Raw genomic sequence first — 13,009 nt, 5'->3', positions numbered from 1 at the left:
CAGGGCGGTGATTTTGCGCAGGGATTCGGGCGTGCGGCGGGTCTCAGCGCAGGCCGTTGCGGTTCATCACCAGCATGCGGCGCAAGAGATTGGTCATGACGGCCTGCTCTTCGGGGGTGAGCATGCGGATCAGATGCAGCTCGGCCGCGGCCTGCAGGGGCATGGCGCGATCGGCCAGATCGATGCCCGAGGGGGTCAGCGCCACGAGAACGCCGCGCCCGTCCGAGGGATCGGTCTCGCGGGTGATATAGCCCTCTTTCTCGACGCGGCGGATGAGGTTGGAAATCCCGCCCGAGGAAAAGACCAGTGTGTTCTGCAGCTGTCCCGGCGACATCTTGTAGGGCGCGCCGACCGCGCGCAGGGTCGCGATGATGGCATAGCTGGAATAGCGGATGCCCAGATCGCGCAGCGAGGCATTCATGGCCTGTTCGACGATCTCGCTCAGCGACAAGATGCGGCCGGTGATCGCCTTGCCCGAACAATCCAGTTCGGGCTTTTCGGCGTCCCAAAGGGCGATGCCGCGGTCGACGACGTCGCGTTCCTGATCCAGATAATTCATCGCAATCCTCATGCCGGTTGCGGTGATATTATCATTCGCAAAAGATAATTTAAAGGAACTACGCCGCGATTTCCGCCGCTTTCTGCGCCGAAGCCGCGACGGCGGCGCAGAGGGGCGATTGGGGGGCGGTCGCTTTTCCGCCCCTCCGCCTTACTCCTTGACCGCGCCGGTCATCGACGAGACGTAGTAATCCACGAAGAACGAATAGAGGATCACAACGGGCAGCGAGCCAAGCAGCGCGCCGCTCATCAAGGCGCCCCATTCATAGATGTCGCCGCGCACCAGCTCGGTCAGAACGCCCACCGGAACGGTCTTGTTTTCCGACGAGGAAATGAAGGTCAGCGCATAGATGAATTCGTTCCACGACAGCGTGAAAGCGAAAATTCCCGCCGAGATCAGCCCCGGAACGGCCAAAGGCAGCACGACCTTGGTCAGGATCTGCCAGCGCGAGGCCCCGTCGACCAGCGCGGATTCCTCGAGCTCGTAGGGGATCGAGCGGAAATAGCCCATCAGCAGCCATGTGCAGAAGGGGATCAGGAAGGTCGGATAGGTCAGGATCAGTGCCAGCTTGCTGTCGAAAATGCCGACCTGAAAGACGATGAAGGCCAGCGGGATGAAGAGGATCGAGGGCGGCACCAGATAGGCCAGAAAGATCAGCAGGCCGGTGATGCGCGCCCCTTTGAAGCGCAGCCTCTCGATCGCATAGGCTGCCAGCACCGAGGCCACCAGCGAGATCACCGTCGAGCAGACCGAGACGATCACCGTATTCCACATCCATGCCGGATAGCTGGTTTCAAACAGCAGGAATTTGATGTGGCGCAGCGTCGGCTCGACCACCCAAAGCGGGTTGTAGTTGCGGTAATCCGTCATCTGGTAGTTCGGTTTTACCGCCGTGATCGCCATCCAGTAAAAAGGGAACAGCAGCACGAACATGAAGCAGGCCATCGGCAGCCAGACCACCATGATGCGGCGGGCGCGGCTTTCGTATTGGCCGAGGGCTTCGGTGGATTCGTCTTTTTCTTTCGCCATGACGCCCTCGTCTCAATCGTTTTGCTGTTGCCACTTGCGGCGCTGGAGGCCGAAGAAGCTGAACAGGATCGCCGCCAGAAGGAAGGGGATCATCGCCACGGCGATTGCCGCACCCTCGCCCAACTGGCCGCCCGGAATGGCGCGCTGGAAGGACAGCGTGGCCATCAGATGGGTCGCGTTCACCGGCCCGCCGCGCGTCAGCACATAGATCAGCTGGAAGTCGGTGAAGGTGAACAGGACCGAAAATGTCATCACCACCGCGATGATCGGCGTCAGCAGCGGCAGCGTCACCTTGGTGAACATCTGCCAGCGCGTCGCCCCGTCGATTGCGGCGGCCTCGTTCAGCGATTGCGGGATGGTTTGCAGCCCCGCCAACAGCGAGATCGCGACAAAGGGAATGCCGCGCCACACGTTCGCCGCCATGACCGAAAGACGCGCATTCCACGGATCGCCGAGGAAGTTGATCGGCTGGCTGATCACGCCCCATTTCTGCAAGACCCAGGAAATGATCGAGAATTGCGAATCGAAGATCCACCAGAAGGCCATCGCCGACAGCACGGTCGGCACCACCCAAGGCAGCAGGATCACGGCGCGGAAAAAGTTCTTGAACGGCAGGTTGCGGTTCAGCAGCAGCGCCAGCCACAGCCCGAGCCCGAATTTCAGGATCGAGGCGATGATCGTGTAGAACAGCGTGTTGAAGACCGCGAGCCAGAAGACGCTGTCATGCCAGAGCCATTCGTAATTCTCGAGCCCGATGAAGACGCCCGGCCGGCCGATCTTGGTATCGGTAAAGCCGAGCCAGACGCCAAGCCCCAAGGGGTAAGTCAGAAAACACAGCAAAAACACCGCAGTAGGCAGCATGAACAGCAGGCCGAGCCCGTTTCTGCTTTCGCCGAGCCTTTGGAAAAGCGACCGGCGCCCGGGTTTTTGGGGGTCTGGCACAGTGGTCATCAGCCTCTCTCTCCTTGGCGGGCCTTGGCAGGGTCTTTGCTGTGTCTTTGCAGTATCGTCGGGGGCATCCCGTGGCCCGAAAGGAGCCCGAGCCCCTGATCGGATGGGACCGGCGCGCGGGTTCGGGCCGCCCTCGAAGGGCAAAGCCCGCGCGCCGGAGCCGCCTTAGCGGTAGTAGCGCGCGATGCGGCGCTCTGCGTTGGCGATGGCTTCCTCGGTCGTGCGTTGGCCGGTGACGGCTTCGGCGAACATGTCGACAAGGACGTAATCGGCCATGACCCCCGCCGATGCCGGCCCGAGCGGGCCTGCAAAGCCGTTCACGCGCAGGGATGCCGAGGCATTGGCATAGGGCGTGTGGATCGGGTTCGAGGTCCAGACCGGATTGTCGGCAAAGCCCTTGAGCGCCTGACAGCAATAGGCGCTCGCGCCTTCGATCCAGGCATTCATGCGGTCGGCACTATACATGAATTCCAGATAGGCCTTGGCCGCATTGGGGAATTTGCAGTGGTTGAAGATCGAGATGGTCGAGGTCTGGTGCAGCTCGACCGACGTCCCGACCGGCCCGATCGGCAGGATATGGGTGCGGATATCGGCCGCGAGATCCTTGAGCGCCTCGTCCTTGAGCGCCGCGTAGTAGAGCGAGACGCCATTGGCCGTCAGCGAGACATCCCCCGCAAGGAAAGCGCGGTTGTTGTTGATGTCGAGCCAGCTTTCCGTGCCCGGAATGAAGACCGCGTAAAGCTTTTTGGCATATTCGATCGCGGCCACGGTCTCGGGGCTGTTGATCGCGGGATTGCCCTGTTCGTCGACGGTCTTGCCGCCGTGGCTCCAGAGCAGCCAATGGACGAAGTTGTTCCCGTCGCCGACCGCCTTGCCGAAGGGGAAACCCGCGGGCGTGCCCTTTTCCTTGAGCGCGGTACACAAAGCGAGGAAGCCCTCGGTATCCGTGGGGAACTCCTCGAAACCGGCGGCCTTCATATGGCTGTCACGGTAGCAGACGGCGTTGCCGATGGCGCAAAGCGGGGTCGAGATGAACTTGCCGTCCTGCTCGCCATACATGCGCAGACCGTCATACCAGCCGCCGTTCTTTTCACCCAGCATGGTGCAAAGATCGGTCACATCGACCAGCTTGTCGGGATATTGGAACGGGTCGTCGAACCATCCCATCACCATATCGGGGCCGGTGCCGACATTGGCGGCCACGGCGGCTTTGGGGCGGATGTCCTCCCAGCTTTCCTGATCGATTTTGACCTCGACGCCGGTCAGCTCGGTGAAGGCTTTCGTATTGGCGTTCCAGGCCTCTTCCTCGGCGGTGACAAAAGGAACCCAGCGCAAAAGGCGCAGGCTCGCGCCCGCCTCCGGCGTGAAGGTCAGCGGGGCCGCCTGCGCCGCGGCACGGCCACCCCGGAAGGGGCCGACCAGCGCCGAGCTTGCCGCCAAAGCGGCACCGGCCTGCAGAAGCTTTCTGCGGTCAATCGTCATGACTTCCTCCTCTCCTGTGATGATGGCGGTTGACCCGCCCCTGTTCCCCACGGCTCCCCGAAATGTTTCGGGGCCTCCCTCCGCGGGGTATTCACGGATCAGCGCGACAGGCGTTTGCCGCTGTCGGCGTCGAACAGATGCACGGCATTGGGGTCGATCGAAACCGCAAGCGACTGACCGGCCTGAGCCGTCACGCGGTCGCGGAAGACGCCGGTAATCGCGGTCCCGCCAAGGTTGCCGACGACATAGGTCTCGGCGCCGGTCGGTTCGGTTACCTCGACGCGCATGGCAATCGTGCCCCCTTGGGTGATCGCCTCGGGACGCAACCCGTAGACCAGCTTTTGACCCGCAGCCGCGCCGAAATCATCGGCCAGAGGCAGAATCGTTCCGTCGCTGGTGCGGAAACCGCCGTCCGCGATCTCGCCCGGGATCATGTTCATCGCCGGACTGCCGATGAAGCCCGCGACGAACAGATTGGCCGGACGGTCGTAAAGCTCCAAGGGCGCGCCGATCTGCTCGACCCGACCAGCATTCATGACGACGATCTTGTCGGCCATTGTCATCGCCTCGATCTGGTCGTGGGTGACATAGACGGTCGTGGTTTTGAGGCGCTGGTGCAGGTTCTTGATCTCGGTGCGCATCGAGACGCGCAGCTTGGCGTCAAGGTTCGACAAAGGTTCGTCGAACAGGAAAACCTGCGGATCGCGCACGATGGCGCGGCCCATGGCGACGCGCTGGCGCTGGCCGCCCGAAAGCTGGCGCGGATAGCGGTCGAGCAGATGGGCGAGGCCCAAAATCTCGGCGGCGGGGCGCACTTTCTCGGCGATCTCGGCCTTGGGCTTGCCCGCGAGTTTCAGCGAAAACCCCATATTCTCGGCCACGGAAAGATGCGGGTAAAGCGCGTAATTCTGGAACACCATCGCGATGTCGCGCTCTTTGGGCGGCAGGTCGTTCACCACCTTTTCGCCGATGCGGATCTGCCCGCCCGAGATCTTTTCAAGCCCCGCAAGCATTCGTAAAAGCGTGGATTTTCCGCAGCCCGAAGGGCCGACAAGCACGACGAATTCGCCTTCGTCAATGTCGATATCGATGCCGTGCAGCACCTCTACGGCGCCATAGGACTTGCGCGCGTCGTCAATGGTCACTGAAGCCACTGATCCCTCCTCCCAAAGGCATCTACAGGAGGGATGTTAGCGGTAGCTCGCTCTCGAGCAAGCATTAGTTACGGCTAGGCATATTATTTTTTAAAACCATAGACCTTCGTCTGGCCTGCCGCTGCTTTCGTCGCAGATCCCTCCCGAAAGGATCGCTGCTTCCGCGCTCGGGCAGCGTGGAGAAAACAGCATGACACACGCCTAAGGCGAGTTTGTGCGCGCGGTTCAGGTAAATAAACCAAGTTTCTTTTATTAATCGAGGTGCTGCGGAATTGCGAATTGCGGGCGGGAGCGGCGGGGTCGGGATTTCGCTCGTCGTTGCGGCTTATTGCGCTATGCGATTGCGGCATTCGCGATCGGTCGGGTTCGCATTTGGATGAAGGGTGATGGCGCAACCGGATACCGGTGCGTTTCTCGTTGAGCCATGCGGCGCTTGATGGCGCGTTCGATTGAATGCATAACGCCGATTACTCGGGGTGACCGGATAGGCCGAGGACGCGGGGTCCAGTGAAGGGCGCTTCATCAAAAGGCGCAAGCGCTGCCGGAAAAAACCTGCGTCGAATATGCTCGATATGCTTTAATATTGATATGCATAATTCTATTTGATCGATAAGACTTATGGCCGGATGCGGCGCCACGTTTCAATATGCCGGAACGGAGGAAACCGCGATTTCGGAGCGGCCTTTCTCACGGGAAATACGCTTTTCCGGATCTATACAATGTACCTGAAAACATTGGACTTTAACGATGATCCCCAAGCCGAATTACATGATACGGATACCGATTCGGAGCGGTCTTTTCGTCAAGGTGATTTCTCCGTTTTCCTCCACTCCGGGGTGGGGTCAATTGAGAATGGGCCGGGACAATTCTCGCAAGGAATGAAGTTTTTCAATGATTTCACGAGTGGTTAAAAAATAGTTAATTTCTTGTGTTGACCTCTGTGCGCCCGTTCATGATACTGCCGTCAATGTCTTGATTTAGGCATGCATCGACCGGCTTTGGCTGTCTGTTAGCTGCCTTTAATGATTGATCTTTTATATTTGGTCGATGGTTCGAAAATCATTGCAACTATAGATAGATTGAATCATGGCGCTCCTGAACATCGAGCTCGGCAACTCCGAGACCATTATTTCCGATGAAAATGCCAATAACGGTGATACCATTGATCTGAAGCTTATCGGATCGGGCACACTGGTTGTTGATGGCGTTGATGTCACGCTCAATAAGCTGGTCGGCGTCGGGGCGATCGGGTCGCCGACTTTTGCGGCACAAGGTGGCGGTTCGCTGACAATCAACCAAGGGTTGCTGGAGGTCGATGTGCTGACCAACCCCAAGTTCGATATCCGCGACAGCGGCACGATCAAACTGGACGCATCGGCGCTTAAAGTTGGACTGCTCGATACTCTGCTCAACCGCTTCGATCTGAACTATAGCGGCGATTACGACACCGGGACATTCATCTACAAGCCGCCGGGGCTGTCACTTCTCGCAGTCGTGCCGCAGACCTTCCGTGTGACCGGCATGGACGCCACGGATGTCTTCGAGGTTGAGGGTCGCACGAACTTCCAGCTCAAGCAGGTTGGTCTGGGTCGTGCGGCGACGCCTGATAACGCCTACCGCGACGGCGTGCTGCATTTGACTTCGCCGGGCTCGGTCATCGTTGGCGAGACCGTCAACGTCGAGATCCCAATGACGCAGGCGGAATTCGAGCTCTTCAAAGCCGACCCGGGTCGCTATCTGAACGGCAATTCCTTTACTTTTCCCGGCGCTCTGGCGGTTCCCTGTTTTGCCGCGGGCAGCATGATCCGGACCGATTTCGGCATGGTCGCGATCGAAAAGCTCTCTGTCGGCGATATGATCGCGACATGCGACCACGGCTTCCAGCCGATCCAGTGGATCGGTTCGCGCCATCTTTCCGCGCGCCAGCTGGCCGAATGCCCGCAATATCTGCCGATCCGCATCAGCGCCGGCGCTTTGGGACGGGGTTGCCCGCAAAGCGATCTGCTGGTCTCACCGCAACACCGCATTCTGGTGCGCTCGACCATCGCGCAGCGCATGTTCGGTTGCGCCGAAGTTCTGGTCGCGGCCAAGCAACTGGTGGGGATCGACGGAATCGAGATCGCCGAAGATGCGACCGAGGTTGTCTATTTCCACATGCTCTTCGAACATCACGAGATCGTCTATTCCAACGGTACGGAAACGGAATCGCTGTTTACCGGACCGATGGCGCTCAAGGCCGTGGGTCGTGCCGCAGCCGAGGAAATCTTCAATCTTTTTCCTCAGTTGCGTGACCGCGACTATAGTGCGGAGCCGGCCCGCCAGCTGGTTTCCGGCCGCATCGGCCGCAAGATGGCCGAGCGTCACCGCATCAACGAGCGCGCTTTGGTCTCGGCGATCTGAGCGCGGCCCCGCGGGGCTTGGAAACGGGAAAAGGGGCGGTCGCGACCGCCCCTTTTTCATGCGTGGTGCCGGTTTCGCGCAGGGGAACGGCAGGCCTTAGCCGGTGAGACGCAGACCGCTTTCGGCATCGAAGAAATGCAGATGCGCGGGATCGGGCAGAACCGCCAGCCGGTCCCCGCGCTGCGCTTTGGTCGTACCCGCCAGCCGGATCGTCATCAATTGCTCGGCCCCGTCGATGCGGCCGTAGCCGTAAGCATCGGCGCCCAGATGCTCGACCGATTGCAGCGTGAAGCCGAGGGCATGGTCCTCCGCCTCGACAAGGCGCAGGTGCTCGGGCCGCACGCCGAAGCGCAGGGTTTTCGCGCTTGTCACGGGGCGGGGCAGGGGCAAAACCGTGCCGTCGGGGAAACGCAGTCCGCCCTCGCTCCGCTCCACCGTGAGGATGTTCATCGCCGGAGAGCCGATGAAACCCGCGACGAATTCGGTTGCGGGGCGGGTATAGACCTCGATCGGGGTGGCGATCTGCTCGGCGCGGCCCTTGTTCATCACGATGAGCCGGTCGGCCAAAGTCATCGCCTCGACCTGATCATGGGTGACATAAAGCGAGGTCTGGCCGGTGCGCAGGTGCAGCTCGCGGATCTGGAGCCGCATCTGCACGCGAAGTTTGGCATCGAGGTTCGAGAGCGGCTCGTCGAGCAAAAATGCCGCCGGATCGCGCACCAGCGCGCGCCCCATCGCCACCCTCTGGCGCTGCCCGCCCGAAAGCGCGCGCGGCTTGCGGTCGAGATAGGGCGCAAGTTCGAGCATTTCGGCCGTGGCCGCGACTTTTTCGGCGATCTCGGGCTTGGGCATGCCCGCGAGTTTGAGCCCGTAGGCCATGTTCTCGCGCACCGTCATATGCGGATAAAGCGCGTAGTTCTGAAAAACCATCGCGATGTCGCGGGCGCGCGGGTCAAGCTCGTTGACCACCCGTCCGCCGATGGAGATCGTGCCCGCGCTGATCGCCTCGAGCCCCGCGACCATGCGTAAAAGCGTCGATTTCCCGCAGCCCGAAGGGCCGACAATCACGATGAATTCGCCATCCGCAATATCGATCGAAATGCCGTGGATGACCTCGGTGCCGCCATAGCTTTTGCGCAGCTCGTCCAGAATGATGCGTGCCATTTATTTCTCCGTCTCGACCAGTCCGCGCACGAACCAGCGCTGCATCAGCACCACGACGATGATCGGTGGCGCAATCGCCAGAACCGATGTCACCATCACAAGATTCCACGGCGTATCGGCATCTGCAAAAGAGATCATCTTGCGCAAAGCGATGACGATTGTGGTCATTTCGTTGGAATTCGTGACCAGAAGCGGCCAGAGATATTGCGTCCAGCCATAGATGAACTGGATCACGAAGATCGCCGCGACATTGGTCAGCGACAAAGGCCACAGGATGTCGCGGAAGAACTGCCACGGTCCCGCCCCGTCGACCCGCGCGGCCTCGAGCAGCTCGTCGGGGATGGTCATGAAGAACTGCCGGAACAAAAGCGTGGCCGTGGCCGAGGCGATCAGCGGCAGGATCAGCCCCGCATAGCTGTCGATCAGCCCCAATGTCACCATGACTTTGTAGGTCGGCATGATGCGGACTTCGACCGGCAGCATCAGCGTGATGAAGATGAGCCAGAAACAGACCATGCGCAGCGGGAATTTGAAGAAGACGATCGCATAGGCCGAAGCCATCGAGATCGCGATTTTTCCCAGTGCGATCCCGAGGGCCATGACGGTGCTGTTGAGCAAGAGCGTGCCGAGCCCGACCCCGCCGATCCGTCCCATTCCGCCGGAAAAGGCCTCGCGGTAATTGGTGGCCGTCTCTGGTCCGGGCGTCAGCGGCAGGGGCGGGCGCAGGATCGCGCCGCTCGAATAGGTCGAGGCGATGACGACGTAATAGATCGGAAAGGCGATGATGATGACGCCCAGAACCATCCAGAAATGGGCTAGAATTCGGGCGGAGGCGCGAGGGGCGAGCGGGCCTTCATCCATAATGGACCCTCCTCTCGATGAAGCGGAACTGGATCGCGGTCAGCGCGATGACGATTACCATCAAGATCACCGACTGCGCCGCGCTTTCGCCCATGATGAGATTGACGAAACCGTCGTTGTAGACCTTGTAGACCAGCGTTTCCGTCGATTTCCCCGGCCCGCCGCCGGTGACGGCATGGATGATGCCGAATGTGTCGAAAAGCGCGTAGACCGTGTTGACCACCAGCAAGAAGAAGGTGGTCGGCGCCAGGAGCGGGAAGCTGATCGTCCAGAAACTGTAACGACGCGAGGCACCGTCGATGGCGGAGGCCTCGATCAGGGATTTCGGGATGGCCTGCAGCCCCGCCGCAAAGAACAGGAAATTGTAGCTGATCTGCTTCCAGGTCGCGGCCGCGATCACGAGGATCATCGCATGGTCGCCGTTCAACAGCGGGTTCCAGTTGATCCCCATCGCGCGCAGGGGCTTGGCGAATGTGCCGAAGGTCGGGTTGAAGAGAAACAGCCACATCATCCCCGCAATCGCCGTCGCCACCGCATAGGGCCAGATCATCATCGTGCGGTAAAAGCCCTTGCCGCGGCGGATTTTCTCGACCTGAACCGCAAGGAAAAGTGCGATTGCCATGGCTGCGAAAGCGACGATGACCGAGAAAATCACCGTGACTTTCGCCGCGTTGAGATAGGCCGGATCCAGCAGAACCTTCCGGAAATTCGCCAGACCGACGAAGCTGGTCTTCAGCCCGAAAGGGTCTTCCTTGAGCAGCGATTGGCGAAAGGCCTGAAGCGCGGGCCAGTAAAAGAAGATCAGCGTGATCGCGAGCTGCGGCGCGATCAGCAGCCAGGGCAGGAGCTTGTGGGGAAAGACGGTTCTGCGCATCCGTTCCTCGCGCTTGCAGGGGCGTCGTTCCCGCGGGGGCGGGAACGACAGGGGAGCCGGGGCTCGGGATCGGGCCTGCGCGATCAGCCGCCCGCCGCCTCCGCAATGGCCGCATTGCCGCGCGTCACGGCGTTTTTCAGCGCCTCCTCGGCGCTTTGTCCGCCCGAGAGCATCTTTTCGTATTCCTCGTTCTGGATATCGCGCAGCTGCGGCAGGTTCGGCGCGCGCACCCCCTTGGAATTGGCGGTCGGAGCCTTGCCCATCATCTGCAGGATCGGCGTCTCGCGGCCGGGGTTTTCCTCGTAAAAGCCCGAGGCTTTGGTCGCCTCGTAAGCGGCCATCGTCACCGGCAGATACCCCGATTTCTGGTGGAGCTCTTCCTGAACCGCGGTATGCGAGAGGTAGTTGAAGAATGCGCCGACGCCCTTGTAGGTCTCGTCGGATTTGCCCGCCATCACCCAAAGCGAGGCCCCGCCCGGCGTGGTGTTTTGCGGCGCGCCCTCGGCGGTTTCGTCATAGGGAAGCTGGCCGATGCCGTAGTTGATCCCCGATTTGACGATATCGCCCAACCCGCCCGAGCTTTCTGTTAGCATGCCGCATTCGCCCGAGGTGAAGTTCTGCTTCGCCTCGGATGTGCGCCCGCCATAGACGAAGACGCCTTCCTTCGCGAGTTCGGCCAACTCGCCGAAATGTTTGACATAAAGCGCGCTGTCGATCGCGAGTTCGGGCGTTCCCGCAAGGCCGTTCTCGTTGCTGGCCCAAGGGGTGTTGTTCCAGGCGGCGAAGACTTCGGTATGGATCCACGTCAGCCAGGTCGAGGTATAGCCGCAGCTCGCCGCGCCGCTCTCCTTGATCTTGCGCGCCGACGACCAAACCTCGGCCCAGGTCTTGGGCGGAGTATTCACATCGAGGCCGGCCTTCTCGAAAATGTCCTTGTTGTAGTAGAGGATCGGCGAGGAGGAGTTGAACGGGAAGGACAGCATCACCCCCTCGGGCGTCGAGTAATAACCCACGATTCCGGGCAGATACTGGCTTTTGTCGAAGGTGAAACCGGCCTCGGTCAGGACATCCGCCACCGGCTTGATCGCGCCTTGCGCCGACATCATCACGCCGGTTCCGACGTCGAAGACCTGCATGATGTCGGGGGCCTGGCCTGCACGGAAAGCGGCAATGCCCGCGTTCAGGGTCTCGGGATAGGTGCCCTTGAAGACGGGTTTGACGACGTAATCGGATTGGCTTGCGTTGAAATCGGCGGCGACCTTTTCGACGACCTCGTTATTGGCGCCGGTCATGGCGTGCCACCACGAGATTTCGGTTTGCGCTTGAGCGGCAAAAGGCATCAGCGCGACGCTGGCCATGATCCAAGAGATGTGACGCATGTATTCTCTCCCCGGAGGATGGGCCTTTGTCGGGCCCTGTTGGTGCGGTCTCGGTTTGTCTGTCGCAGAGTGTCTTTCGGTTTGGCTTTCGTCGGGTCCGTGTCTCTTTGTTGTCTTTCCTTGCTGGCCCGCGCGCGGCGCAAAGGCCCGATATGTGGCGTGAGGCCGGATGCGTTCGGGTTGCGGGCGGTTTGGGCAAGGCTGGTCGACGTTTCGTCCGATATGACTGTAACCTCCTTTGCGCGCAGCACAAAATCTTTCTGACCATCGGCAGGATTTTGCCCGATTCCGGAATTTCCGCCGCTTTTGGCGCGCCAAGCCCTGTGGAGGCACAAATCGCGCGCAACCGGAAGCGGGGGCGGGCGTTGACCAACACATGCCCCCAACCCTGGAGAACCGTGATGAAGCTTTTCGCCCCTCTGGCCCTGCTCTCGGCAACCCTGTTGCTGGCTGCTTGCGAAACCGACGGAACCCAAGTCGCGATCGATGCGCCGGTGATCACCGATCAGGGGATCGTGGATGCCGGTACCGGCGGCGGGCCGGATGCCTGCGGCGCCGCGCGCTATGCGGGCCTCGTCGGCCAGACCTCGCCGCAGATTTCGGTCCCTGCCGGAACCGTCCATCGCAGCATGCGCGACGGCGATCCGGTCACGCTCGACCTTCAGCCCGCGCGGATCAACTTCCTTTATGACCGCAGCGGCAAGTTGATCAAAGTCAGCTGCGGCTGAGTCCGGCCCGCCGCGCCTCGCGGGCGCGCGGCCGAACGGATCAAACCATTCGCCCGACCGGAGCCTGCCGGTCGGGACTTCACGCTTTTGTGATGGCATTTCGTCGGCTCTGGCGGAACCCGTTCTGCACTCGATTGCAGCCGAAGGGCATGCCTCGGGTTGACACCGCATTTCCCAACAAAAACGGATATCCCGGCCAGACTGCTTTCCGTTAAGGAAAGCAGTCTGCGGACATGCCCGCCATATGGGCAGACACCATGAGTTTATGGGCTTAGTCCAATCACGGCATATTGCAATATACCTATAGTATTTATCATATAATTCAAATATTTACGATAATTTTTTGTGAACGCGCAGCGGTTGACAGCCGCGGGTGTGCTTTTTAGCAGCGGGTTACGCGCAGAACACCCACTCTATCTATGTCCTCC

Annotated in this window: 11 protein-coding genes; 2 read left to right on the top strand and 9 right to left on the bottom strand. The window is 60.6% G+C overall.

The window, feature by feature from the left end; translation table 11 throughout:
• Positions 1–43: 43 nt before the first annotated feature.
• The 5 genes from ACFFUC_RS14250 to ACFFUC_RS14230 form a co-directional block, all read right to left on the bottom strand.
• On the bottom strand, positions 44–559 hold the full coding sequence (locus ACFFUC_RS14250) for a MarR family winged helix-turn-helix transcriptional regulator (RefSeq protein WP_377687334.1): 516 nt from the start codon (positions 557–559) through the stop codon (positions 44–46).
• A 150-nt stretch (positions 560–709) separates the two neighbouring features.
• A complete protein-coding gene (locus tag ACFFUC_RS14245) occupies positions 710–1,588 on the bottom strand; it encodes a carbohydrate ABC transporter permease (protein ID WP_377687332.1) in 879 nt (292 codons plus the stop codon).
• A gap of 12 nt (positions 1,589–1,600) precedes the next feature.
• On the bottom strand, positions 1,601–2,539 hold the full coding sequence (locus tag ACFFUC_RS14240) for a carbohydrate ABC transporter permease (protein WP_377687329.1): 939 nt from the start codon (positions 2,537–2,539) through the stop codon (positions 1,601–1,603).
• Between the two features lie 165 nt (positions 2,540–2,704).
• Positions 2,705–4,021 (bottom strand): ABC transporter substrate-binding protein, encoded by a 1,317-nt coding sequence (locus ACFFUC_RS14235; RefSeq protein WP_377687328.1) that lies wholly within the window; start codon positions 4,019–4,021, stop codon positions 2,705–2,707.
• A 98-nt stretch (positions 4,022–4,119) separates the two neighbouring features.
• Entirely contained in the window at positions 4,120–5,175 is a 1,056-nt protein-coding gene (locus ACFFUC_RS14230) for an ABC transporter ATP-binding protein (RefSeq protein WP_377687325.1), read from the bottom strand.
• A 1,086-nt stretch (positions 5,176–6,261) separates the two neighbouring features.
• On the opposite strand from ACFFUC_RS14230, the gene ACFFUC_RS14225 reads away from it, so the two are divergent.
• Entirely contained in the window at positions 6,262–7,575 is a 1,314-nt protein-coding gene (locus ACFFUC_RS14225; protein ID WP_377687323.1) for a Hint domain-containing protein, read from the top strand.
• Between the two features lie 96 nt (positions 7,576–7,671).
• On the opposite strand, the gene ACFFUC_RS14220 is transcribed toward ACFFUC_RS14225, so the two are convergent.
• The 4 genes from ACFFUC_RS14220 to ugpB all read right to left on the bottom strand — a co-directional run bounded on the left by ACFFUC_RS14220 (position 7,672) and on the right by ugpB (position 11,853).
• Positions 7,672–8,739: a sn-glycerol-3-phosphate import ATP-binding protein UgpC gene (locus ACFFUC_RS14220; protein WP_377687321.1), complete on the bottom strand. Its 1,068-nt coding sequence runs from the start codon at positions 8,737–8,739 to the stop codon at positions 7,672–7,674.
• Positions 8,740–9,600, bottom strand: a complete 861-nt coding sequence (gene ugpE, locus ACFFUC_RS14215; protein WP_377687319.1) for a sn-glycerol-3-phosphate ABC transporter permease UgpE — start codon at positions 9,598–9,600, stop codon at positions 8,740–8,742.
• Complete coding sequence (gene ugpA / locus ACFFUC_RS14210; protein WP_377687318.1) at positions 9,593–10,474, bottom strand: sn-glycerol-3-phosphate ABC transporter permease UgpA; 882 nt, start codon at positions 10,472–10,474, stop codon at positions 9,593–9,595. Before ugpA ends, ugpE begins: the two co-directional genes overlap by 8 nt.
• An 83-nt stretch (positions 10,475–10,557) precedes the next feature.
• Positions 10,558–11,853 carry a sn-glycerol-3-phosphate ABC transporter substrate-binding protein UgpB gene (gene ugpB / locus ACFFUC_RS14205; protein WP_377687317.1) on the bottom strand — a complete coding sequence of 432 codons (1,296 nt, stop codon included), beginning with the start codon at positions 11,851–11,853 and terminating at the stop codon, positions 10,558–10,560.
• A gap of 401 nt (positions 11,854–12,254) precedes the next feature.
• Here ugpB and ACFFUC_RS14200 point away from each other — a divergent pair, with 401 nt between their 5' ends.
• Positions 12,255–12,581 carry an I78 family peptidase inhibitor gene (locus ACFFUC_RS14200; protein WP_377687315.1) on the top strand — a complete coding sequence of 109 codons (327 nt, stop codon included), beginning with the start codon at positions 12,255–12,257 and terminating at the stop codon, positions 12,579–12,581.
• The last annotated feature ends 428 nt before the right edge of the window (positions 12,582–13,009 follow it).

It is taken from the genome of Paracoccus cavernae, from assembly GCF_042430175.1.
In the GTDB taxonomy this organism is placed as follows: domain Bacteria; phylum Pseudomonadota; class Alphaproteobacteria; order Rhodobacterales; family Rhodobacteraceae; genus Paracoccus; species Paracoccus cavernae.
Note: the sequence above shows the minus strand (reverse complement) of the source record. Positions and strands in the feature narration are given on the sequence as shown.

What these genes read in the sequence shown, in the direction of transcription:
- ACFFUC_RS14250 (WP_377687334.1), bottom strand. Translation starts at nt 559, where the DNA reads ATGAATTATCTGGATCAGGAACGCGACGTCGTCGACCGCGGCATCGCC.
- ACFFUC_RS14245 (WP_377687332.1), bottom strand. Translation starts at nt 1,588, where the DNA reads ATGGCGAAAGAAAAAGACGAATCCACCGAAGCCCTCGGCCAATACGAA.
- ACFFUC_RS14240 (WP_377687329.1), bottom strand. Translation starts at nt 2,539, where the DNA reads ATGACCACTGTGCCAGACCCCCAAAAACCCGGGCGCCGGTCGCTTTTC.
- ACFFUC_RS14235 (WP_377687328.1), bottom strand. Translation starts at nt 4,021, where the DNA reads ATGACGATTGACCGCAGAAAGCTTCTGCAGGCCGGTGCCGCTTTGGCG.
- ACFFUC_RS14225 (WP_377687323.1), top strand. Translation starts at nt 6,262, where the DNA reads ATGGCGCTCCTGAACATCGAGCTCGGCAACTCCGAGACCATTATTTCC.
- ACFFUC_RS14220 (WP_377687321.1), bottom strand. Translation starts at nt 8,739, where the DNA reads ATGGCACGCATCATTCTGGACGAGCTGCGCAAAAGCTATGGCGGCACC.
- ugpE (WP_377687319.1), bottom strand. Translation starts at nt 9,600, where the DNA reads ATGGATGAAGGCCCGCTCGCCCCTCGCGCCTCCGCCCGAATTCTAGCC.
- ugpA (WP_377687318.1), bottom strand. Translation starts at nt 10,474, where the DNA reads ATGCGCAGAACCGTCTTTCCCCACAAGCTCCTGCCCTGGCTGCTGATC.
- ugpB (WP_377687317.1), bottom strand. Translation starts at nt 11,853, where the DNA reads ATGCGTCACATCTCTTGGATCATGGCCAGCGTCGCGCTGATGCCTTTT.
- ACFFUC_RS14200 (WP_377687315.1), top strand. Translation starts at nt 12,255, where the DNA reads ATGAAGCTTTTCGCCCCTCTGGCCCTGCTCTCGGCAACCCTGTTGCTG.